The organism is Pseudomonas sp. RSB 5.4 (genome assembly GCF_037126175.1).
Taxonomy (GTDB): domain Bacteria; phylum Pseudomonadota; class Gammaproteobacteria; order Pseudomonadales; family Pseudomonadaceae; genus Aquipseudomonas; species Aquipseudomonas fluorescens_H.
The window spans coordinates 3,514,958-3,535,758 of the sequence record NZ_CP146986.1 but is presented as its reverse complement, the minus strand read 5'-3'; the positions used below and the strand labels follow the sequence as shown (position 1 = coordinate 3,535,758).

Here is a 20,801-nt window from a genome sequence, read left to right as displayed (position 1 = left end):
TTCATGGCTATCAGCAACGCTCAGACCGCCGCTGCCTCGGCGTCCGCTCCTCCCCAAAGCAGCCCGTTGGTGATGCGTATCATCGGCGCGGTGGCGCTGGCGCATTTGATCAACGACCTGATTCAGTCGGTGCTGCCGTCGATCTACCCGATGCTCAAAGCCAACTATGGCTTGAGCTTCACCCAGGTCGGTTTGATTACCCTGACCTTTCAACTGACAGCATCGTTGCTGCAGCCGTGGGTCGGTTATCACACTGACCGCCATCCGAAACCGTGGCTGTTGCCGGCAGGTTCGGTTTGCACGCTGATCGGCATCGTGATGATGTCGATGGTCGGCAGTTTCCCGTTGATTCTGCTGGCGGCGGCGCTGATCGGTATCGGCTCCTCGACTTTCCACCCCGAGGCTTCGCGGATTGCCCGGCTGGCCTCGGGCGGGCGCTTTGGTCTGGCGCAGTCGACCTTCCAGGTCGGTGGTAACGCCGGTTCTGCGTTCGGCCCGTTGCTGGCAGCGGCGATCATCATTCCGTTCGGTCAGGGCAACGTGGCGTGGTTCGGTCTGTTCGCCGTGTTTGCGCTGTTCGTGCTGTACCGCATCAGCCGCTGGTACGCCCATCACCTCAACCTGTTCAAGCTCAAGGCCGGGCAGGCGGCGACTCACGGGCTCTCGAAGGGCAGGGTGACCAGTGCGCTGGTGGTGCTCGGCTTGCTGGTGTTCTCCAAGTATTTCTACATGGCCAGCCTCACCAGCTATTTCACCTTTTACCTGATCGAGAAATTCGACCTGTCGGTGGCCAGCTCGCAACTGCATCTTTTCCTGTTTCTCGGCGCGGTGGCGGCGGGGACGTTCTTTGGTGGACCGATTGGCGACAAGATCGGGCGTAAGGCGGTGATCTGGTTTTCGATCCTCGGCGTGGCGCCGTTCACGTTGCTAATGCCGCACGTCGATCTGTTCTGGACCACTGTCCTCAGTGTGGTGATCGGCTTCATTCTCGCTTCGGCGTTCTCGGCGATTGTGGTTTACGCGCAGGAATTGGTGCCGGGCAATGTCGGGATGATTGCCGGGGTGTTCTTCGGTTTGATGTTTGGTTTCGGCGGGATTGGTGCAGCGCTGTTGGGGCACTTGGCGGATGTGCACGGGATTGAGTACGTGTATTTCCTGTGCTCGTTTTTGCCGTTGTTTGGGGTGTTGGCGATCTTCCTGCCGCGCACCAAAAAGGCCTGACAACACCATTCCCCTTGTGGGAGCGGGCTTGCTCGCGAATGCGGTGTATCAGTCGATATTAATGTGGCTGACGCACCGCCTTCGCGAGCAAGCCCGCTCCCACAGGGGATTGGTGGTGTTGCATACAAATCTGTCAGGTACAAAAAAGCCGCGTATCAAACGCGGCTTTTTCTTCGGCGTGTCGCTTAGACGTTGAAGCGGAAGTGCATCACGTCGCCGTCTTTGACGATGTAGTCCTTGCCTTCCAGGCGCCATTTACCGGCTTCCTTGGTACCGGCTTCGCCCTTGTACTGGATGAAGTCGTTGTAGGCGATCACTTCGGCGCGGATGAAGCCTTTTTCGAAGTCGGTGTGGATCACGCCAGCGGCTTGTGGCGCGGTGGCACCGACGCGGACGGTCCAGGCGCGGACTTCTTCGACACCGGCAGTGAAGTAGGTCTGCAGGTGCAGCATTTCATAGCCGGCGCGGATCACGCGGTTCAGGCCAGGCTCTTCCAGGCCCAGGGCCTCGAGGAACATGTCCTTCTCTTCGCCGTCGTCGAGCTCGGCGATTTCCGCTTCGATCTTGTTGCACACCGGAACGACCATGGCGCCTTCTTCTTCGGCGATGGCCTTGACCACGTCCAGGTGCGGGTTGTTCTCGAAACCGTCTTCAGCGACGTTGGCGATGTACATGACCGGTTTGGTGGTCAGCAGGTGGAAGCCCTTGATCACGGCCTTTTCGTCAGCGCTCATGTTCTTCATCAGGCTGCGCGCAGGCTTGCCTTCGGTGAAGTGAGCGATCAGTTGCTCCAGCAGAGCCTTCTGAACCACGGCGTCCTTGTCACCACCCTTGGCGTTGCGCGCGACTTTCTGCAGTTGCTTCTCGCAGCTGTCGAGGTCGGCGAAGATCAGTTCCAGGTCGATGATTTCGATGTCGCGCTTCGGGTCGACGCTGTTGGAAACGTGGATCACGTTGTCGTCTTCGAAGCAGCGCACGACGTGAGCGATGGCGTCGGTTTCGCGAATGTTGGCCAGGAACTTGTTGCCCAGACCTTCACCTTTCGACGCGCCGGCCACCAGGCCTGCGATGTCGACGAATTCCATGGTGGTCGGCAGGATGCGCTTCGGATTGACGATGGCCGCCAGAGCCTCCAGACGTGGATCCGGCATCGGCACGATGCCGCTGTTCGGCTCGATGGTGCAGAAGGGGAAGTTCTCGGCCGCGATACCGGATTTGGTCAGGGCGTTGAACAGGGTGGACTTGCCGACGTTAGGCAGGCCGACGATGCCGCAATTGAATCCCATGGTGTTTCCCCTCGGATTAGAGTCAGGCCTTCTGGCTGTGCAGGTTTTTCATCGCGCGGTTCCATTCACCGGCGAGGATATCCGGCAGCACGCCGAGGGCAAAGTCGATGCTGGCATCGAGTTTTTCCTGTTCGGCGCGTGGCGCACGACCCAGGACGAAATTTGAAACCATACTGGCGACGCCCGGGTGGCCGATGCCAAGCCGCAGGCGGTAGAAAGTATTCTGATTGCCCAGTTGCGCGATGATGTCGCGCAACCCGTTGTGACCGCCATGGCCGCCGCCCTGCTTGAGCTTGGCGACGCCCGGAGGCAGGTCGAGTTCGTCGTGCGCCACCAGGATTTCTTCAGGCTTGATGCGGAAGAAACCGGCGAGTGCCGCCACGGCCTGGCCGCTGCGGTTCATGTAGGTGGTGGGAATCAGCAGACGAACATCCTGACCCTGATGCGAGTAGCGCCCGGTCAGGCCGAAATATTTGCGATCGGCCACAAGATTCACACCTTGCGCGGCAGCGATGCGCTCAACAAAAAGGGCCCCTGCGTTATGCCGGGTCTGTTCGTATTCAGCGCCTGGATTTCCCAGGCCAACGATCAGTTTGATGGCAGTCACGATAGGGGCCCTTCCTTGGAGTGGTGGATAACATCGCCGCAAGCAGTGAAGGCGGCGAAAGTGGACGAAAATTGCTCATTTACCATGAATGTAAACTCCGCGTTCTCGCCCGCTTTCTCGCTACGTTCCAGTCCGCGATGTTTCACTCACTCCGACGAACAGAGTGAAATTACTCTGCTGCGCCTTCTTCGGTAGCTTCTGGAGCAACACGTGGAGCGTGGACGTTGGCTACTGCCTTGTCATCGCCGTGTGCCAGAGCAACGAACTCGACACCTTTAGGAGCTTTGAGGTCCGACAGGTGAACGATGGTGCCGATTTCAGCGTCAGCCAGGTCGACTTCGATGAACTCAGGCAGATCTTTTGGCAGGCAGGAAACTTCGATCTCGGCAACAACGTGCGAGATTTCGCCGCCTTTCTTCACTGGAGCAGCTTCGTTGATGAAGTGCACAGGAACGATAGCGGTCAGTTTCTGGCCAGCTACAACGCGTACGAAGTCAGCGTGCATCACGTGGCCTTTGGCCGGGTGACGTTGCAGGGCTTTGATCACGACGTTTTGTTTCTTGCCGCCAACGTTCAGCTCGATGATGTGGCTGTAAGCCGCTTCGTTTTCGAGCAGTTTGGCAACTTCTTTGGCCAGCATGCTGATGGATTCAGGGGCTTTGTCGCCACCGTAAACAACAGCTGGAACCAGAGCGGCGAGACGACGCAGGCGGCGGCTCGCACCTTTCCCCAGGTCGGAACGCACTTCAGCATTCAGAGTAAAATCGTTCATTTTGTATCTCCAAAATAGCCATGACCGAGTGGCGTTTGCGACCAGCGCCGAACACGGTATGGGCAAAAAAAGCCCCGCCCCGACAGGAATGCCGGGGCGGGGCGCTTTTCGTCAACGAGACATTTCGAGAAGGGCAGGGCCCTTAACGGAACATCGCGCTGATCGATTCTTCATTGCTGATGCGGCGAACCGCTTCGGCAACAACCGGTGCGATATCCAGTTGACGGATACGTGCACAGGCTTGTGCTGCAGCGGACAGCGGGATGGTGTTTGTCACCACCAGCTCGTCCAGCACGGAATTTTCGATATTCTCGATGGCCCGACCCGACAGCACAGGGTGTGTGCAGTAGGCAAAGACCTTGGCTGCGCCATGCTCTTTCAAGGCCTTGGCCGCGTGGCACAGAGTGCCGGCGGTATCGACCATGTCATCGACCAGAATGCAGGTACGCCCTTCGACATCACCGATGATATGCATCACTTCAGAGTGATTGGCTTTCTCACGGCGTTTGTCGATGATCCCGAGATCCACGCCCAGGGATTTGGCAACAGCCCGTGCACGCACGACGCCACCAATGTCCGGGGACACGATCATCAGGTTTTCGAAGCGCTGATCTTCAATGTCATCCACCAGAACCGGGGAGCCGTAGATGTTATCTACCGGAATATCGAAGAAACCCTGAATCTGGTCAGCATGCAGATCAACCGTGAGAACACGGTCGATGCCGACTACGGTAAGCATGTCAGCAACGACTTTCGCGCTGATAGCCACACGTGCGGAACGCGGACGGCGATCCTGACGGGCATAACCAAAATAAGGAATAACAGCAGTAATACGAGTAGCCGAGGAGCGGCGGAAGGCATCAGCCATCACTACCAGTTCCATCAGGTTATCGTTGGTCGGAGCGCAAGTCGGCTGAATAATGAAAACGTCTTTACCGCGAACGTTTTCATTGATCTCGGCAGTAATTTCGCCGTCGGAAAATTTGCCGACAGAGATGTCACCGAGAGGGATATGCAGCTGACGTACAACACGCCGAGCCAGATCGGGGTTAGCGTTCCCCGTAAAGACCATCATCTTGGACACGCGCAGTACCTAGAGGCTGAGGGTAACCTGGATGAGTATAGAAAATGGCAGGGGCGGCTGGATTCGAACCAACGCATGGCAGGATCAAAACCTGCTGCCTTACCGCTTGGCGACGCCCCTGTATCTGTTGCTTCAAGTGCCTGGCACTTGATTCCTTTTAGAGCAGACTTTGCAGCTTGCGATGCAACATCGAAACGTTGCTTCCTTTCGCTACAAACCCTGTAAGGGTCTCTGTCAGAAGGGCCGAGACTTTATCAGCTTCAGCTTTGCTTGGGAAGCCCCCAAACACACAACTTCCAGTTCCGGTGAGTTTTGCTTCGGTAAATTTACCTAACAAATCCAATGCGTTACGTACCTCTGGATAACGCCTTGCAACCACCGGCAAGCAGTCATTTCGACTGTTTCCCTCGGGAACGGGGCGCACTTTAATGGGCGGCGTGTTACGTGTCAACAAAGGATCGGAAAAAATTTCTGCCGTACTTACAGAGACTTGCGGCACGAGTACCAGATACCACGGTTCTTCGGGGTCGACCGGGGTCAGTTTCTCGCCCACGCCTTCGGCAAATGCTGCATGGCCACGGACGAAAACCGGCACGTCTGCACCGAGCGAAAGGCCCAGCGCGGCGAGGCGATCTTCATCCCAGCCCAGTTGCCACAAGTGATTGAGGCCGAGCAGGGTGGTCGCCGCGTTGGAGCTGCCGCCACCGATGCCGCCGCCCATGGGCAGCACCTTGTCGATCCAGATGTCGATGCCGAGTGTGCAGCCGGACTGTTGCTGAAGCATTTTTGCCGCGCGCACGATGAGATTGCTGTCGTGGGGCACGCCCGCGAATTCGGTGTGCAGCCGAATCACGCCGTCATCGCGTACGGCGAAGGTGATTTCGTCGCCGTAATCGACAAACTGAAACAGCGTCTGCAGTTCGTGGTAGCCGTCTGCACGGCGCCCGAGAATGTGCAGCATCAGGTTGAGCTTGGCCGGCGACGGCAGCGTCAGACGTGGAGCGGTCATGCTTTATTGCCCCAATTTACGCGGTTGCCAGGTCTTGATCACCAGCGTCACGTCCAGATCGGTGCCGTGCAGCTTGATCCGCTCGGGCAGCCAGTAACCGTTTTGCTCGGCATAGCTGAGGTATTCGACCTGCCAGCCGTCCTGTTCCAGATTGGCCAGGCGACTGTCGTTATCGAGGGACACACGGCTTTTGCTGCTTGGCGCCGGCAGGCCACGAACCCACCAGGCCAGATTGGACACCGGCAATTTCCAGCCGAGTTGTTCTTCGAGCAGCGCTTCCGGCGATTCAGAGTCATAGCGGCCCTGGTTGGCAACTTCCAGCGAGACCTTGCCCGGGCGCCCGGTCAGGCGCGCCGCGCCACGACCCAGTGGGCCGGACAGGCGAATGTCGTAGTAGTCCTGGCGTTGCAGCCAGAACAGCGTGCCGCTACCGGAATCTTTCGGTGCGCGGATGCCGATCTTGCCGTCGATCTGCCAGCCGTCGAGGGCGGTCAGCTGTTGTTTGTTCGCGGCCCACTGAGCCGGACTGCCGTGGCCCTCGACCGATTCGCGAGCGCCGAAGCCCGCGCAACCGGCGAGCAGGGCGATGAAGCTGAAAACAATAACGTGGCGCAAAAACATGAGTTAAAGAGTCTCGGATCCGGTCAGGCGCTTGATGGTGCTGCGCAGAATGGTGCTGTCGGGCTGATCTTTGAGGTACTTGCCCCAGATCTGCTTCGCCTCGCGCTGATTGCCCTTGACCCACAGGACTTCGCCCAGGTGCGCGGCGACTTCGTGGTCAGGGAAACGCTCGAGGGCCTGACGCAGATATTTCTCGGCGTCGTCCAGATTGCCCAGGCGGAAATTCACCCAGCCGAGGCTGTCGAGTACCGCCGGGTCTTCCGGATTGATCTGGTGCGCCTGTTCGATCAGCGCCTTGGCTTCAGCGTAACGGGTGGTGCGATCGGACAGGGTGTAGCCCAGCGCATTGAGCGCCATGGCGTTGTCCGGATCGCGCTTGATGATCAGGCGCAGGTCTTTTTCCATCTGCGCCAGGTCATTGCGTTTTTCCGCGAGCATGGCGCGGGTGTAGAGCAGATTCAGGTCGTCCGGGTATTGCAGCAAGGCTTGCTGCAAGACTTTCCAGGCCTTGTCGTCCTGTTTGTTGGCCGACAGGGTTTCGGATTCGATCAGATACAACTGGATCGCGTAATCCGGCTGGGCGTCACGCTCGGCGGCCAGCTTGCTCTGGGCTTCGGCGGTCTTGCCGTTGTTCATCAGGATATCGGCCTGACGCAGTTGCGCCGGCAGATAGTCGTTGCCCGGGCCGACCTGGGCGTACTCGATCAGCGCGCCCTGCGGATCGTTGCGCTCTTCAGCGATGCGACCGAGGTTCAGGTGCGCCGAATCGACGTGACTTTCGCGCGCGATCAGGTCTTCCAGATAACCCTTGGCCTCGTCCCAGGCCTTGGCTTCCAGGCAGACCAGCGCCAGCGAGTAACGCAGTTCGTCGTCTTCCGGGTATTGCTGAACGAGCGTGGAGAACTCGACCTTGGCGTCGTCCATCCGGTCCTGTTCAACCAATGTACGTGCGTAGGTCAGGCGCAGACGCTTGTCGTCCGGGTACTTCTTGATGCTTTTGCGCAGCAGCGGCAGTGCCTCGTCGCCACGATTCATGGTTTGCAGCAGGCGGGCGCGCAGCAGGATCGGGGCGATTTCGCCGTCTTCCGGCGGATGGTCTTCAAGCAGGCGCAGCGCCGCTTTATTGTCGCCGTCCTGCTGCAGCAGCAGGGCCTTGCCGAAAATCAGCTGATTGTTGTTCGGATGACGCTGCAGCAGGCGGTCGAAACTCTTCATCAGGCCGTTGCGGGTTTCCTGATCGGTATCGGCCGCGGACAGCGCGAGAAAATCGAAATGGGTGTCGCCCTTGCCCTGCAGGACTTTTTCCATGTAGACCATGGAGTCGTCATAACGCCCGGCGCGGGCCAGTTGCACGGCGGCGGCGCGTTGCGCTTCCAGATCGTCCGGGGCGTTTCTCGCCCAGATCAGCGCAGTATCCAGCGCAGGCTGGTCGGCACCGAGGTATTCGGCGATGCGGAACGCGCGCTCGGAAACCCCCGGATCCTGGGTGTTGATGGCCTGGGTCACGTAGTTGTCCAGGGCAATGTCGAAACGATTGCGCTGGCCGGCGAGTTCGGCGGTCAACAGGCTGTATACGGTTTCCTCGCTGAACGAGCTGTAAACCTTGGGCTTTTCAGGCGTGGGCGTGGTGTCTTCGACCGGCGGGGTACCGTCCGGCGAAACGGGGGCCAAGGCCTGGCAGCCGCTGAGGAAGACAAAAGCTAGGAGCAACGCGGAAGATCTATTCATATAGGAAGAGGACGACTAACCTGCGGTCGGATCATCATGACACAAGCCTTCGGCCAAACATAACCGAGTCTCAGTTGTGAGCATTATAGGCACCAACCATTGGGACAATAGTCAGCGGTAGTTGTTCTGAATCTGACGAAGTAGGACAATTGCCGGCTTCACGTCACTATCAGCGACCTTGAATGGCCTTCCTCGCACTCGGTATTAACCACAAGACTGCTTCAGTAGACGTCCGCGAGCGCGTGGCCTTTACCCCTGAGCAACTGGTTGAGGCCTTGCAGCAGCTCTGCAGAATGACCGACAGCCGCGAAGCCGCGATCCTCTCCACCTGCAATCGCAGTGAGCTTTATATAGAACAGGATCAGGTTTCAGCTGATCTGGTCCTGCGCTGGCTGGCCGATTATCACCATTTAAGCCTCGATGAGCTGCGCGCGAGTGCTTATGTGCATGAAGATGATGCGGCAGTTCGTCACATGATGCGCGTCGCCTCCGGGCTCGACTCGCTGGTGCTGGGCGAACCGCAGATTCTCGGCCAGATGAAATCGGCCTACGCCGTGGCTCGCGAGGCCGGGACCATCGGCCCGCTGCTGGGGCGGCTGTTCCAAGCGACGTTCAATGCCGCCAAGCAAGTGCGCACCGACACTGCCATCGGCGAAAACCCGGTGTCCGTGGCGTTTGCCGCGGTCAGCCTGGCCAAACAGATTTTCAGCGACCTGCAGCGCAGCCAGGCCCTGCTGATCGGCGCCGGCGAGACCATCACCCTGGTTGCCCGCCATCTGCATGAGTTGGGGGTCAAGCGCATCGTGGTCGCCAACCGCACGCTGGAGCGCGCCAGCCTGCTGGCCGAGCAGTTCGGCGCTCATGCGGTGCTGCTCTCGGACATTCCGGCGGAGCTGGTGCGCAGCGATATCGTGATCAGTTCGACCGCCAGCCAGTTGCCGATCCTCGGCAAGGGCGCGGTGGAAAGTGCGCTGAAGCAGCGCAAGCACAAGCCGATCTTCATGGTCGACATCGCCGTACCTCGGGACATCGAGCCGGAAGTCGGCGAACTCGACGACGTTTACCTGTATAGCGTCGACGATCTGCACGAAGTGGTCGCCGAGAACCTCAAGAGTCGTCAGGGCGCAGCCCAGGCCGCGGAAGAGATGGTCTCGGTCGGCGCCGACGATTTCATGGTGCGCCTGCGTGAGCTGGCCGCGGTCGATGTGCTCAAGGCCTATCGGCAACAGAGCGAGCGCCTGCGCGACGAGGAGCTGCAAAAAGCCCTGCGTCTGCTGGCCAACGGCGGCAACGCCGAAGATGTGCTCGGGCAACTGGCTCGCGGCCTGACCAATAAACTGCTGCATGCTCCAAGCGTGCAACTGAAAAAGCTTTCTGCCGAAGGCCGCCTCGATGCGCTGGCCATGGCCCAGGAACTCTTTGCCCTTGAGGGCTCACCGGATAGTTTTTCGGATAAAAAACCGCAATGAAAGCGTCACTGCTCAACAAGCTGGACATCCTCCAGGACCGATTCGAGGAACTGACTGCGCTGCTTGGCGACGCTGAAGTCATTTCCGATCAGGCCAGATTTCGCGCTTATTCCAAGGAATACGCCGAAGTCGAGCCGGTCGTCGCCGCTTATAAAAAGCTGCTCGGCGTACAAAATGATCTGGAGAGTGCCCAGGCATTGCTCAAGGACAACGACCCGGACATGCGTGAAATGGCCGTGGAAGAAGTCCGCGAAGCCAAAGAGCTGTTGATCACCCTGGAATCCGATCTGCAACGCATGCTGCTGCCCAAGGACCCGAACGACGGTCGCAACGTGTTTCTCGAAATCCGCGCCGGCACCGGTGGCGACGAGGCGGCGATCTTCTCCGGCGACCTGTTCCGCATGTACTCGCGTTACGCCGAGCGACGTGGCTGGCGCGTGGAAATCCTCTCGGAAAACGAGGGCGAACACGGCGGCTATAAAGAAGTCATTGCCCGGGTCGAAGGCGACAATGTCTACGGCAAGCTGAAGTTCGAGTCTGGCGCGCACCGTGTGCAGCGCGTGCCGGCCACCGAATCCCAGGGCCGCATCCACACTTCGGCCTGTACCGTGGCGGTATTGCCGGAGCCGGACGAGCAGGAAGCGATTGAGATCAACCCGGCGGATCTGCGCGTCGACACCTACCGTTCTTCCGGGGCCGGTGGTCAGCACGTGAACAAGACCGACTCGGCGATCCGCATTACCCACTTGCCGACCGGCATCGTGGTCGAATGCCAGGAAGAACGTTCCCAGCACAAGAATCGTGCCCGGGCGATGGCCTGGTTGTCGGCCAAGCTCAACGACCAGCAGACCGCTGCTGCCGCGAACGCGATTGCCAGCGAACGTAAATTGCTCGTGGGTTCCGGCGACCGCTCCGAGCGCATTCGCACGTACAACTTTGCCCAGGGCCGGGTCACCGACCATCGCGTCAACCTGACCCTGTACTCCCTTGATGAAATCCTCGCCGGCGGCGTTGAAGCGGTGATCGAGCCTTTGCTGGCCGAATACCAGGCCGACCAACTTGCAGCGATAGGTGAATAAATGACCATCATTGCCAGTCTGTTGCGCGCCGCCGAATTGCCGGACTCGCCCACGGCGCGTCTGGATGCCGAACTGCTCCTGGCTGCGGCACTGGGCAAACCGCGCAGTTTCCTGCACACCTGGCCCGAGCGCATCGTGCCCAGCGAAGCGGTGCTGATTTTTACCGAGTACCTGCAACGGCGTCGTGGCGGTGAGCCGGTGGCCTACATTCTTGGTCAGCAGGGGTTCTGGAAGCTCGATCTGGAAGTCGCTCCGCACACACTGATCCCGCGTCCGGACACCGAATTGCTGGTCGAGGCCGCGCTGGAACTGCTGGCGGCAACGCCGGCGAACGTTCTCGATCTGGGCACCGGCAGCGGCGCGATTGCCTTGGCCCTCGCCAGTGAGCGCCCGGCGTGGAAGGTCACGGCGGTGGATCGTGTGCTGGAAGCCGTGGCCCTCGCCGAACGCAATCGCCAGCGCTTGAACCTGAACAACGCCACGGTGCTGAGCAGCCACTGGTTCAGCGCCCTCGAAGGCCAGCGTTTCAATCTGATCATCAGCAACCCGCCGTACATCGCCGCCGCCGACCCGCATCTGGTCGAGGGCGATGTGCGCTTCGAACCGGCCAGTGCGCTGGTGGCGGGTGTCGACGGGCTCGAAGATCTGCGCCTGATTGTCGCCCAGGCCCCGGAGCATCTCGAAGCCGGCGGCTGGCTGATGCTCGAACACGGCTATGATCAAGCCGAAGCCGTGCGTGATCTGTTGCTGACCCGCGGTTTCGAAGAAGTCCACAGCCGCACCGATCTGGGCGGTCATCAACGGATCAGCCTGGGGCGCGTGCCGTGCTGAATGATCAGGAATTGCTGCGCTACAGCCGGCAGATTCTGCTGCAACACATCGATATCGATGGGCAACTGAAGCTTAAAGACAGTCGTGTACTGATCGTCGGCCTCGGCGGTCTCGGTGCGCCGGTTGCGCTGTACCTGGCGGCGGCCGGCGTCGGTGAGCTGCACCTGGCGGATTTCGACACGGTCGACCTGACCAACCTGCAACGCCAGATCATTCATGACACCGACAGCGTCGGCATGAGCAAGGTCGACTCGGCGCTCAAGCGCCTGAGCGCGATCAACCCGGAGATTCAACTGGTGGCCCTTCGTCAGGCGCTGGATGAGGATTCCCTGGCCGCCGCCGTGGCCGCGGTGGATCTGGTGCTCGACTGTTCCGACAATTTCTCCACCCGCGAAGCGGTCAACGCCGCGTGCGTGGCGGCGCGCAAACCCTTGGTCAGTGGCGCGGCGATTCGTCTGGAAGGGCAGTTGTCGGTGTTCGACCCGCGCCGCCCGGAAAGTCCGTGCTACCACTGTCTCTACGGACACGGCAGCGAAGCCGAACTGACGTGCAGCGAGGCCGGTGTAGTCGGGCCGCTGGTGGGGCTGGTTGGCAGCCTGCAGGCGCTTGAAGCCTTGAAAGTGCTGGTCGGTTTTGGCGAACCACTGGTGGGCCGCTTGCTATTGATCGATGCCCTGGGTTCGCGCTTCCGTGAACTGCGGGTCAAGCGCGATCCGGGGTGCAGCGTCTGTGGTTCGCAGCATGCGTGAGGCACCGATCGCGGTGTTCGATTCCGGTGTCGGCGGCTTGTCGGTACTGGCCGAGATCCAGCGTTTGCTGCCCCATGAATCACTGCTGTATTTCGCCGATTGCGGGCACATCCCCTACGGTGAGAAAACCCCGGAGTTCATCCGCCAGCGCTGCAATGTGATGGCCGGCTTTTTCCGCGAGCAGGGCGCCAAGGCCCTGGTGATCGCCTGCAACACGGCGACGGTGGCCGCTGTTGCCGATCTGCGCCGGGATTTCCCCCAGTGGCCGATTGTCGGCATGGAGCCCGCGGTCAAACCTGCTGCCGCCGCCACCCGCAGCGGTGTGGTCGGCGTACTCGCCACCACCGGCACCTTGCAGAGTGCCAAGTTCGCCGCGTTGCTCGATCGCTTTGCCACAGACGTTCGCGTCGTCACCCAGCCGTGCCCCGGTCTGGTGGAACTGATTGAAAGCGGTGATCTGCACAGTGCCGAGTTGCGCACGTTGCTCAAGCATTATGTCGATCCGCTGCTGGCCAACGGTTGCGACACGATCATTCTCGGCTGCACCCACTATCCGTTTCTCAAACCGCTGCTCAAGTCGATGATCCCGGACCACATCAGTCTGATCGACACCGGTGCCGCCGTCGCCCGTCAATTGCAGCGACTGCTGGCCGAGCGTGAACTGCTCGCCGAAGGCCCGAACCAACCAGTCAGATTCTGGACCAGCGCCGATCCCGAGTCCTTTCGCAAAACCTTGCCCCTGCTGGGCCAAGTTGCCGGTGACGTTGAAAAATTCACCTTGTAAAAAAAGTGTGAAATATCTAAAAAGTCAGCTGAACTTCTGCTCAAGCGCCGATTTCTATACCGCTGGGTTTACTAGAAAACCAAAACGATCGTTCCGGAAAAGGAAGTTTTCAACGTGAAGCGACTATTCTGCTTGGCCGCGATTGCGGCTGCACTGATGGGGCAAAGTTTTACTGCACAAGCGGCAAACGTAGAGTTTGCAGTGGGGGCAACCAGCGATTCGACGATGACTTATCGCTTGGGCATGAATTTCGATTGGGACAAGAGCTGGCTGCAAAGCGACGTCGGTCGCCTGACCGGTTACTGGAGCGGCGCTTACACTTACTGGGAAGGTGACAAGACTTCCAGCAACAACAGCCTGTCGTTCTCGCCGGTATTTGTTTACGAGTTTGCCGGTCAGTCGGTCAAACCGTATGTCGAGGCCGGTATTGGTGTCGCGGCCTTTTCCAACACCAAATATGAAAGCAACAACATCGGACAGTCCTTCCAGTTCGAAGACCGTATTGGTTTCGGCCTGCGTTTCAACGGCGGACATGAAGTGGGGATCCGTGCGACGCACTATTCCAACGCCGGTCTGAACAGCAACAACGACGGTGTAGAAAGTTACGCGCTGCATTACTCGATGCCGTTGTAACTGCAGCTTGCACAAATCTTTGTGGGAGCGGGCTTGCTCGCGAATGCGGTGTGTCAGTCGACAACACTATTGACTGACACACCGCATTCGCGAGCAAGCCCGCTCCCACATTGGTTTTGAGCTGCTGTTGAAATCAGCGGTAGGCAGTGGCAATGCCTTTGCGTTCTTCAATGCATTCCGGCGCGCCCATCTCGAACTCGCGACAGATCAGCGGACGTTTCTCGTAGATCGTGCACATCATGCTGTCGCGATCCAGCGCCGCGCACCAGCCGTCGTCCAGACGCAGCATCACCTCACCACCCCATTCATCGGTATCGATAAAACGCTCGGGCACGCCAGTGTCGGTGATCAGCATCACTTCAAGCTGGCAGCAGCACGCCGCGCAGGTCGAACACGTGACCGCTGGCTCGGTGATTTGCTGGTGGGGAATGGTTTTCATGGTGCCAGTGTAAGCCAGTCGCCTGTGGCTGTGTGAAAGGCCTGACAGACGCTCAGTGGCTGAGCCGCCGTGCCATCGCGTGCAGCACCGGAAACAGTACCGCCCACAGCAGGCCGATGCCGATCAGGGTCGGAATTTCCCCGTAGGGAAATTGCACCCCGGCGAGGCGCCCGCCACCGTAATAGGAAACAGCGCCGCCGACCGCGCCCAGCGCGCTTGCCAGCCACCACGGGCGAGCCGTCCATTGCAGGCAATGGCGCAACGTGGTGGCAAGCAGTGCCCAGAGCAGCATCAGCCAGAGCGGAATCAGCGGCGACGGATCCTGGAATTCGAACACGCCCGTCGCGCGCAACAGGCTGTCCACCGCTGTGCCGACAATCACTACGCTGAGAATCAAGCGACCCTCCGCAGACCAACTGCTGATCCAGCCCAGATGGATCACCAGCACCGCCAGCGCCACCAGCAACCACAGACTGTTGCCGCCGACCACGCAGGCCAGCCAGCCGACCTGGAACAGCACGGCATTGATCAGCCGCTCAAGCATCGAAGCGCCCGAGCAACGGCGCTGGCATTGCCGCCGGTTTGGCCAACAGCAATTGCGCGGTGCCGATGGTGCGCTCGAGGAACCCGCCTTCGCAGTAGCACAGGTAAAACTCCCAGAGCCGCAGGAAGTAATCGTCGTAACCCAACTCGCTCAACCGGCCATGGGCGCGGCGAAAGTTCTCGTGCCACAGGCGCAGGGTGCGGGCGTAGTGCAGGCCGAAGTCTTCCATGTGCAGCAGGTTCATGTCGGTCTCGTGGCTGACCACTTCGAGCATCTTCTGCACGCAGGGCAGGGCGCCGCCGGGGAAGATGTAGCGCTGGATGAAGTCGACGCCGCGCTTGGCCTGCTCGTAGCGCTGCTCGCGGATGGTGATTGCCTGCAACAGCATCAGGCCGTTGCTCTTGAGCAGGTGCGCGCACTGTTTGAAGTAGGTCGGCAGGAAGCGATGGCCGACCGCTTCGATCATCTCGATCGACACCAGTTTGTCGTATTCGCCGGTGAGGTCGCGGTAGTCCTTGAGCAGCAGCGTCACCCGATCCTGCAACCCCAGTGCTTCAATGCGCTTGGCGGTGAACGCGTACTGCTCTTTCGACAGTGTCGTGGTGGTGACGCGGCAACCGTAATGCTGCGCGGCGTAGAGCGCCATGCTGCCCCAACCCGTGCCGATCTCCAGCAAATGGTCTTCGGGTTTGAGCGCGAGCTTCTGGCAGATCCGTTCCAGTTTGTTCAACTGCGCCTGTTCCAGGCTGTCTTCGGGGCTGAGGAACTGCGCGGCCGAGTACATCATGGTTGGGTCGAGAAACTGTTCGAACAGATCGTTGCCGAGGTCATAGTGCGCGGCGATGTTTTTCTGCGAGCCCTTGCGCGTGTTGCGGTTGAGCCAGTGCAGGCCTTGCACCAGCGGCCGGCTGAGGCGGGCCAGGCCGCGCTCCATGGCGTCGAGCACGTCGAGGTTGCTGACGAACACGCGCACGACCGCCGTCAGGTCCGGCGAACTCCAGTAACCGTGGATAAACGCTTCGCCAGCGCCAATCGATCCGTTGCCGGCGACCATGCCCCAGACCGCGGCATCCTGGACATGGATTTCGCCGAGCAGGTGGCTGCCCGGCGTACCGAACATCAGGCGTTCGCCGTCCTCGACCACCAGCAATTGCCCGTGTTTGAGTTGACTGAGTTGCCGCAAAACGCCACGACGCAGCAGCGAACCGGTCAAACCGTTGGTGCTGAAGCGACTGGCCGACAGGCTAGAGGATTTCATGGCGGTGCTCCTTGGGAGGCACGGTGGCGATTTGAAAGCTGCCGTCGGCAGCCTGATGAGCAAAAATCGGGGCACGCTTGAGCAACAGGCGCACGGCTTGCCAGTAAATCGCCAGACAGGTTTTCGCGGTCATCCACGGAAAACGTCGCAAGTAGCGGTGCAGGCTGTGGCGGTCGAGGGGTTCGCGCTGCAGATTGAGCGTGGCGTCGAACAGCTTGTGCTCACCCTGCCAGTCGGCCATGTGCACGCCGAGCTTTTGCGCCGCCGGGCTGAAGCTCATGCGGTACTCGAGATCGCGTGGCAAAAACGGCGAGACATGAAAGGCCTTGGCCACGGCAAAGTGCTGATGAAAGTCTTGCAGGTCGGTCGGTGTGCGGGCCGGCAGCACGTAGTGATAACGCTCGCGCCACGGCGTGTTGGTAACTTCGCATAGAATCGCCGCCAGTTGCCCGTCGGCCTCGTGGCAATAAAAGAAACTCACCGGATTGAACGCCAGACCCCAACTGCGTGGTTGGGTCAACAGACAGATCGATCCCTGCGGTTGATGGCCGATGGCGGCACCGACTTGCTGGCGTACCGCATCGATCAGGCGCATGCCACTGCCGGTGAAGGTTTTCAGGTAGTCGGTTTCGCGAAACGAAAACGCTGCAAAGCGGCTGCGACTGGCAAACGGCGACAGGTCGAATACGGCGTCCTGTTCCGCCAGATCGAGGTACAACAGACCGATCCGGTAACGGAATTCGTGGCGTCTGGGTGAAAAGCGCCGATGGCCGATCCAGCCGCTGTACAGGGCGCTGTTCATAAGCTTTCCCCGAAGGCGGCAGCCACGCGCAAGGCGCTGACGACACCGTCCTCATGAAAGCCGTTGGCCCAGTAGGCGCCGCAGTAGTGGGTGTGCTGCTGACCGTCGAGTTCGGCCCAACGGTTCTGCGCCGCCACGGCCGCAAGGCTGAACTGCGGATGGGCGTAGGTGTATCGGGCAAGCACCTTGGACGGGCTGATGCCGGCGCTCTGGTTGAGGCTGACGCAGAACGTGGTGTCGCTCTGAATGCCCTGCAGGATGTTCATGTCGTAGGTGACGGCCGCGTGCGTATGGCCGGCGCCGCTCAAGCGGTAGTTCCAGCTGGCCCACGCCAGTTTGCGTGTCGGCAGCAGACGGGTATCGGTATGCAGCACCACTTCGTTATCGGCGTAGGGCAGGGCACCGAGGATCGACCGTTCCGCCTGGCTTGGCGTGGCGAGCAATTGCAGGGCCTGGTCGCTGTGGCAGGCGAGCACAACCTTGTCGAAACGCTCGATGCCGGCCGGGCTGTGGATAACCACGCCGTGTTCGTCGCGATCGATGCGCGTCACCGGGCAACTGAGGCGGATCTTGTCCTTGAACGCAGCGGTCAGCGGTGCGACATAGGCACTTGAGCCGCCCTCGATCACCTGCCATTGCGGGCGATCACTGACTGACAGGAGTCCATGATTCTTGAAGAAGCGCACAAAGAATTGCAGCGGGAAATTGAGCATCTCGGCCATGGGCATCGACCAGATCGCCGAGCCCATCGGCACGATGTAATGCAGGATGAAACGCTCACCATAACCGCCGGCCTTGAGGTAATCGTCGAGCGTGGTGTCGGCGGCGATTCGCTGTTCGGCAAGGTCGCGCTGGGCTTCTTTGTTGAAGCGCAGGATGTCGCGCAACATGCCCCAGAACCCCGGCGACAACAGGTTGCTGCGCTGGGCGAACAGGCTGTTGAAGTTGTTGCCGTTGTATTCCAGACAGGTGTCCGGATCGGTGACCGAGAAGCTCATTTCCGTCGGTTTGAACGACACGCCGAGCTGGCCGAGCAAACGGATGAAGTTCGGGTAGGTCCAGTCGTTGAACACGATGAAACCAGTGTCCACGGCGTATTCGCGGCCTTCGACGGTCACCTCCACGGTGTGCGTGTGGCCGCCGACCCAGTCGCTGGCTTCGAACACCGTGACATCGTGTTGGCGATTGAGCAGATAGGCGCAGGTCAGGCCTGCGATTCCGCTGCCGATGATGGCGATTTTCACGAGGGTTCCTGCAGCGGTGGCGGTTTACGCACCATGCGTTTGCCGATCGCCAGTTGCACCCGCGACGGCAGTTTCGACAGCGGCCACAACGCCGCCATGAACAATGCCGGGAAAGCGATCTCCAGTGGTCGATCCTTGAGTTTGGCGTAGATGTGCCGTGCGGCTTTATCCACAGGCCAGCTCAGTGGCATCGGGAAATCGTTTTTCGCCGTCAGTGGTGTATCGACGAACCCCGGGCTGATGATGGTGACCTCGATCCCTTCATCCGCCAGATCAATGCGCAGCGATTCGAACAGGTAACGCAGACCGGCCTTGGAGGCACCGTAGGCTTCGGCCCGGGGCAGCGGCAGGTAGGTCACCGAGCTGGCCATGCCGATCAGATGCGGCGCGGTGCCCTTGCGCAGCAACGGCAGGGCGGCTTCGATGCAATAGCTGCTGGCCAGCAGATTGGTGCGCACCACGTGCTCGATGATCGACGCGTCGAATTGCCGGGCGTCGACGTATTCACAGGTCCCGGCATTGAGAATCACCGAGTCCAGCGAGCCCCAGTTCTCGCTGATCTGCTGACCGATCTCACGCACGGTCTGACTATTGGTCAAGTCTCCGGGCACCACCAGCACTTGGCCCGGGTAGCGCTGGGACAAGACTTTCAAGGGCGCCACCTGGCGTGAACTGACGGCCAGATGCGCGCCGCTTTTCAGAATCTCTTCGGCCAGCGCTGCGCCGATGCCACTGCTGGCTCCGGTCAGCCAATAACGCCGTGGAGGTGTACGACTCATCCCATTCTCCTTTTCAGCCAGGCGATCACCCGGCCCAATACGGGTAAATGTTCATACAGCATGGCCCCGGCATCGAAGTAATCCCGGTGGCGATAAACCTTGTCGCGCCAGAGCAGATGCGAACACCCGGCGACGCGAATCAAACGACCACCGGCCAGACGCGGGTGGCGGTAACTCATGACCCAGCGCAGGTAACCTTCACAGTCACCGATCTGGTCGAAGCCGTGGAAATCGAAACGCAGCTCGCTGACGTTGGCGTACAGCTCGCTGAAGTAATGACGCAGTTGCGCCAGCCCCTGCACTTCATGCAGCGGATCGGTGAAGTGAATGTCATCGCTGTACAGCTCGCCCAGACGCTGCAAGTTGTCTTTGTCCAGCTCGGCGAACTGACGGGCGAAGCGGCGCAGGAATTCACTCATGGACTTCTCCCGTGGACGAACGCGACGGCAGGCTCTTGAAGGCCGCCAGCGCCCGTTCGCGCGAAGCCCCGAGATTGACGATCGGCGACGGATAGTTGGCGACGCCGAACAGTCCACCGACACTGGCCGGGTTGTGTACTTCTTTCTTGTTCAGGCCGGCGAGTTCGGGCAACCAGTGCTTGATGAACAGGCCTTCGCTGTCGAATTTTTCCGACTGGCTGATCGGGTTGAAAATGCGGAAGTACGGCGCCGAATCGGTGCCGGTCGATGAGCTCCATTGCCAGCCGCCGTTGTTCGCCGCCAGATCGCCGTCGATCAAGTGACGCATGAAAAAGCGCTCGCCTTCACGCCAGTCGATCAGCAGATTCTTGGTCAGGAACATCGCCACTACCATGCGCAGACGGTTATGCATCCAGCCGGTTTCCAGCAGTTGGCGCATGGCCGCATCGATGATCGGCAAACCGGTGCGTGCTTCTTGCCAGGCCGCCAGATCGCCCGGCGCATCACGCCACGCCAGCGCCTCGGTTTCCGGGCGAAACGCGCGGTGGCGCGAAACCCGTGGGTAGCCGACCAGAATGTGTTTATAGAACTCGCGCCACAGCAGCTCGTTGATCCAGGTCACCGCGCCAACCTTGCCGCTGTCGAACTCGCCTTGATTGCTTTGCAGGGCTGCCTGCAGGCATTGGCGTGGCGAGATCACCCCGGCGGCGAGATACGGCGAAAGTTGGCTGGTGCCGGGCTTGGCCGGAAAATCGCGCTCGCTCTGGTAGTAGTCGATCTGCGCGTCGGCGAAGGTATCGAGGCGGCGGCGGGCTTCCTGCTCGCCGGCCGGCCACAGCGCACGCAAGGACTCGCTTGGCGTTGCAAAACCGGCGACGGTTGCCGGTACCGGATCGCTGTCGATATTCAGCTTTGCCTGCTTGCCGGGCGTCTTCACCAGCGCCGGCATCGAGCGATGCAGGCGTTCGTAGCAGACCTTGCGGAACTGGCTGAACACCTGAAAGTAGGTGTCGGTTTTGGTCAGCACCGTGCCGGGCTTGAACAGCAGTTGGTCAAGGTAGCTGTGGAAAGCGATGCCTTTGGTCTTCAGGGCCACGGCCACGGCGGCGTCGCGCTGGCTTTCGTGGATGCCATATTCCTCGTTGACGTGCACGGCCTGGACATTCAACTGCACGCAAAGCTCAAGCAGCACCGCCGGGGCCTGATCCCAATGATCAGCGGTGCGCAGCAGCAACGGGATGTTCAGCTCGCCGAGGCGGCTGCTCAGCTCACGCAGGTTGCGCAGCCAGAAGTCGACCTTGCACGCGGCGTCGTCGTGTTCCAGCCACTGCTGCGGGCTCAACAGATACACGGCAACCGTCGGCCCGCGCGCTGCGGCGGCCGCGAGAGCGGTGTTGTCATGTTGGCGCAAGTCGCTGCGCAGCCAGATCATTTGCATAGCGG

The 20,801-nt window shown here is 60.3% G+C and carries 22 protein-coding genes and 1 tRNA gene; 7 read left to right on the top strand and 16 right to left on the bottom strand.

Features of this window, described 5'->3' with window-relative positions; translation table 11 throughout:
- Positions 1-3 precede the first annotated feature (3 nt).
- Positions 4-1,221: an MFS transporter gene (locus V9L13_RS15935; protein WP_103486161.1), complete on the top strand. Its 1,218-nt coding sequence runs from the start codon at positions 4-6 to the stop codon at positions 1,219-1,221.
- A 185-nt stretch (positions 1,222-1,406) separates the two neighbouring features.
- Here V9L13_RS15935 and ychF read toward each other — a convergent pair whose 3' ends face one another.
- The 8 genes from ychF to V9L13_RS15895 all read right to left on the bottom strand — a co-directional run bounded on the left by ychF (position 1,407) and on the right by V9L13_RS15895 (position 8,328).
- The gene (gene ychF, locus V9L13_RS15930; protein ID WP_003228166.1) at positions 1,407-2,507 is read right to left on the bottom strand and encodes a redox-regulated ATPase YchF; all 1,101 of its coding nucleotides are present in this window, start codon (positions 2,505-2,507) and stop codon (positions 1,407-1,409) included.
- Positions 2,508-2,529: 22 nt separating this feature from the next.
- The gene (gene pth / locus V9L13_RS15925; RefSeq protein WP_003228164.1) at positions 2,530-3,114 is read right to left on the bottom strand and encodes an aminoacyl-tRNA hydrolase; all 585 of its coding nucleotides are present in this window, start codon (positions 3,112-3,114) and stop codon (positions 2,530-2,532) included.
- Positions 3,115-3,283: 169 nt separating this feature from the next.
- The gene (locus V9L13_RS15920; RefSeq protein ID WP_095136806.1) at positions 3,284-3,886 is read right to left on the bottom strand and encodes a 50S ribosomal protein L25/general stress protein Ctc; all 603 of its coding nucleotides are present in this window, start codon (positions 3,884-3,886) and stop codon (positions 3,284-3,286) included.
- A 142-nt stretch (positions 3,887-4,028) separates the two neighbouring features.
- Positions 4,029-4,970, bottom strand: a complete 942-nt coding sequence (locus V9L13_RS15915) for a ribose-phosphate pyrophosphokinase (protein WP_003171603.1) — start codon at positions 4,968-4,970, stop codon at positions 4,029-4,031.
- Positions 4,971-5,015: 45 nt separating this feature from the next.
- Positions 5,016-5,090, bottom strand: a tRNA-Gln gene (locus tag V9L13_RS15910).
- A gap of 37 nt (positions 5,091-5,127) precedes the next feature.
- The gene (gene ispE / locus V9L13_RS15905) at positions 5,128-5,979 is read right to left on the bottom strand and encodes a 4-(cytidine 5'-diphospho)-2-C-methyl-D-erythritol kinase (protein ID WP_103485744.1); all 852 of its coding nucleotides are present in this window, start codon (positions 5,977-5,979) and stop codon (positions 5,128-5,130) included.
- 3 nt (positions 5,980-5,982) lie between these two features.
- The gene (gene lolB / locus V9L13_RS15900; RefSeq protein WP_338799990.1) at positions 5,983-6,600 is read right to left on the bottom strand and encodes a lipoprotein insertase outer membrane protein LolB; all 618 of its coding nucleotides are present in this window, start codon (positions 6,598-6,600) and stop codon (positions 5,983-5,985) included.
- Between the two features lie 3 nt (positions 6,601-6,603).
- Positions 6,604-8,328 (bottom strand): tetratricopeptide repeat protein, encoded by a 1,725-nt coding sequence (locus tag V9L13_RS15895; protein ID WP_003228155.1) that lies wholly within the window; start codon positions 8,326-8,328, stop codon positions 6,604-6,606.
- Between the two features lie 182 nt (positions 8,329-8,510).
- On the opposite strand from V9L13_RS15895, the gene hemA reads away from it, so the two are divergent.
- The 6 genes from hemA to V9L13_RS15865 all read left to right on the top strand — a co-directional run bounded on the left by hemA (position 8,511) and on the right by V9L13_RS15865 (position 13,873).
- Positions 8,511-9,797 (top strand): glutamyl-tRNA reductase, encoded by a 1,287-nt coding sequence (gene hemA, locus V9L13_RS15890; protein WP_003228154.1) that lies wholly within the window; start codon positions 8,511-8,513, stop codon positions 9,795-9,797.
- Positions 9,794-10,876, top strand: a complete 1,083-nt coding sequence (gene prfA, locus V9L13_RS15885) for a peptide chain release factor 1 (protein WP_103520208.1) — start codon at positions 9,794-9,796, stop codon at positions 10,874-10,876. The genes hemA and prfA overlap by 4 nt, the downstream gene beginning before the upstream one ends.
- Entirely contained in the window at positions 10,877-11,707 is an 831-nt protein-coding gene (gene prmC, locus V9L13_RS15880; RefSeq protein ID WP_338799989.1) for a peptide chain release factor N(5)-glutamine methyltransferase, read from the top strand. It begins immediately after the preceding gene.
- Positions 11,701-12,456: a molybdopterin-synthase adenylyltransferase MoeB gene (locus V9L13_RS15875; RefSeq protein WP_003228150.1), complete on the top strand. Its 756-nt coding sequence runs from the start codon at positions 11,701-11,703 to the stop codon at positions 12,454-12,456. Before prmC ends, V9L13_RS15875 begins: the two co-directional genes overlap by 7 nt.
- Positions 12,449-13,240 (top strand): glutamate racemase, encoded by a 792-nt coding sequence (murI, locus tag V9L13_RS15870; protein ID WP_003228148.1) that lies wholly within the window; start codon positions 12,449-12,451, stop codon positions 13,238-13,240. Before V9L13_RS15875 ends, murI begins: the two co-directional genes overlap by 8 nt.
- 114 nt (positions 13,241-13,354) lie before the next feature.
- Positions 13,355-13,873 carry an acyloxyacyl hydrolase gene (locus V9L13_RS15865; RefSeq protein ID WP_045122633.1) on the top strand — a complete coding sequence of 173 codons (519 nt, stop codon included), beginning with the start codon at positions 13,355-13,357 and terminating at the stop codon, positions 13,871-13,873.
- A gap of 133 nt (positions 13,874-14,006) precedes the next feature.
- On the opposite strand, the gene V9L13_RS15860 is transcribed toward V9L13_RS15865, so the two are convergent.
- The 8 genes from V9L13_RS15860 to phrB are packed head-to-tail and all read right to left on the bottom strand — an operon-like array spanning position 14,007 to position 20,796.
- The gene (locus V9L13_RS15860) at positions 14,007-14,312 is read right to left on the bottom strand and encodes a YkgJ family cysteine cluster protein (RefSeq protein ID WP_007967664.1); all 306 of its coding nucleotides are present in this window, start codon (positions 14,310-14,312) and stop codon (positions 14,007-14,009) included.
- 52 nt (positions 14,313-14,364) lie between these two features.
- Positions 14,365-14,856, bottom strand: coding sequence for a DUF2878 domain-containing protein (locus V9L13_RS15855; protein ID WP_338799988.1), 492 nt, complete (start codon positions 14,854-14,856; stop codon positions 14,365-14,367).
- On the bottom strand, positions 14,849-16,114 hold the full coding sequence (locus V9L13_RS15850) for a cyclopropane-fatty-acyl-phospholipid synthase family protein (protein ID WP_338799987.1): 1,266 nt from the start codon (positions 16,112-16,114) through the stop codon (positions 14,849-14,851). The genes V9L13_RS15855 and V9L13_RS15850 overlap by 8 nt, the downstream gene beginning before the upstream one ends.
- Positions 16,101-16,916 carry a DUF1365 domain-containing protein gene (locus V9L13_RS15845; RefSeq protein ID WP_338799986.1) on the bottom strand — a complete coding sequence of 272 codons (816 nt, stop codon included), beginning with the start codon at positions 16,914-16,916 and terminating at the stop codon, positions 16,101-16,103. Before V9L13_RS15845 ends, V9L13_RS15850 begins: the two co-directional genes overlap by 14 nt.
- Positions 16,913-18,160: an FAD-dependent oxidoreductase gene (locus tag V9L13_RS15840; protein ID WP_338799985.1), complete on the bottom strand. Its 1,248-nt coding sequence runs from the start codon at positions 18,158-18,160 to the stop codon at positions 16,913-16,915. The genes V9L13_RS15845 and V9L13_RS15840 overlap by 4 nt, the downstream gene beginning before the upstream one ends.
- Complete coding sequence (locus V9L13_RS15835) at positions 18,157-18,939, bottom strand: SDR family NAD(P)-dependent oxidoreductase (RefSeq protein WP_338799984.1); 783 nt, start codon at positions 18,937-18,939, stop codon at positions 18,157-18,159. The genes V9L13_RS15840 and V9L13_RS15835 overlap by 4 nt, the downstream gene beginning before the upstream one ends.
- Positions 18,936-19,358 (bottom strand): nuclear transport factor 2 family protein, encoded by a 423-nt coding sequence (locus tag V9L13_RS15830; protein WP_003228136.1) that lies wholly within the window; start codon positions 19,356-19,358, stop codon positions 18,936-18,938. Before V9L13_RS15830 ends, V9L13_RS15835 begins: the two co-directional genes overlap by 4 nt.
- Positions 19,351-20,796 carry a deoxyribodipyrimidine photo-lyase gene (gene phrB, locus V9L13_RS15825; protein ID WP_338799983.1) on the bottom strand — a complete coding sequence of 482 codons (1,446 nt, stop codon included), beginning with the start codon at positions 20,794-20,796 and terminating at the stop codon, positions 19,351-19,353. The genes V9L13_RS15830 and phrB overlap by 8 nt, the downstream gene beginning before the upstream one ends.
- Positions 20,797-20,801: the final 5 nt, after the last annotated feature.

Coding starts and splice junctions, on each gene's coding strand:
- V9L13_RS15935 (WP_103486161.1), top strand. CDS start 4: ATGGCTATCAGCAACGCTCAGACCGCCGCTGCCTCGGCGTCCGCTCCT.
- ychF (WP_003228166.1), bottom strand. CDS start 2,507: ATGGGATTCAATTGCGGCATCGTCGGCCTGCCTAACGTCGGCAAGTCC.
- V9L13_RS15920 (WP_095136806.1), bottom strand. CDS start 3,886: ATGAACGATTTTACTCTGAATGCTGAAGTGCGTTCCGACCTGGGGAAA.
- ispE (WP_103485744.1), bottom strand. CDS start 5,979: ATGACCGCTCCACGTCTGACGCTGCCGTCGCCGGCCAAGCTCAACCTG.
- lolB (WP_338799990.1), bottom strand. CDS start 6,600: ATGTTTTTGCGCCACGTTATTGTTTTCAGCTTCATCGCCCTGCTCGCC.
- V9L13_RS15895 (WP_003228155.1), bottom strand. CDS start 8,328: ATGAATAGATCTTCCGCGTTGCTCCTAGCTTTTGTCTTCCTCAGCGGC.
- hemA (WP_003228154.1), top strand. CDS start 8,511: ATGGCCTTCCTCGCACTCGGTATTAACCACAAGACTGCTTCAGTAGAC.
- prfA (WP_103520208.1), top strand. CDS start 9,794: ATGAAAGCGTCACTGCTCAACAAGCTGGACATCCTCCAGGACCGATTC.
- prmC (WP_338799989.1), top strand. CDS start 10,877: ATGACCATCATTGCCAGTCTGTTGCGCGCCGCCGAATTGCCGGACTCG.
- murI (WP_003228148.1), top strand. CDS start 12,449: ATGCGTGAGGCACCGATCGCGGTGTTCGATTCCGGTGTCGGCGGCTTG.
- V9L13_RS15860 (WP_007967664.1), bottom strand. CDS start 14,312: ATGAAAACCATTCCCCACCAGCAAATCACCGAGCCAGCGGTCACGTGT.
- V9L13_RS15855 (WP_338799988.1), bottom strand. CDS start 14,856: ATGCTTGAGCGGCTGATCAATGCCGTGCTGTTCCAGGTCGGCTGGCTG.
- V9L13_RS15850 (WP_338799987.1), bottom strand. CDS start 16,114: ATGAAATCCTCTAGCCTGTCGGCCAGTCGCTTCAGCACCAACGGTTTG.
- V9L13_RS15845 (WP_338799986.1), bottom strand. CDS start 16,916: ATGAACAGCGCCCTGTACAGCGGCTGGATCGGCCATCGGCGCTTTTCA.
- V9L13_RS15835 (WP_338799984.1), bottom strand. CDS start 18,939: ATGAGTCGTACACCTCCACGGCGTTATTGGCTGACCGGAGCCAGCAGT.
- V9L13_RS15830 (WP_003228136.1), bottom strand. CDS start 19,358: ATGAGTGAATTCCTGCGCCGCTTCGCCCGTCAGTTCGCCGAGCTGGAC.
- phrB (WP_338799983.1), bottom strand. CDS start 20,796: ATGCAAATGATCTGGCTGCGCAGCGACTTGCGCCAACATGACAACACC.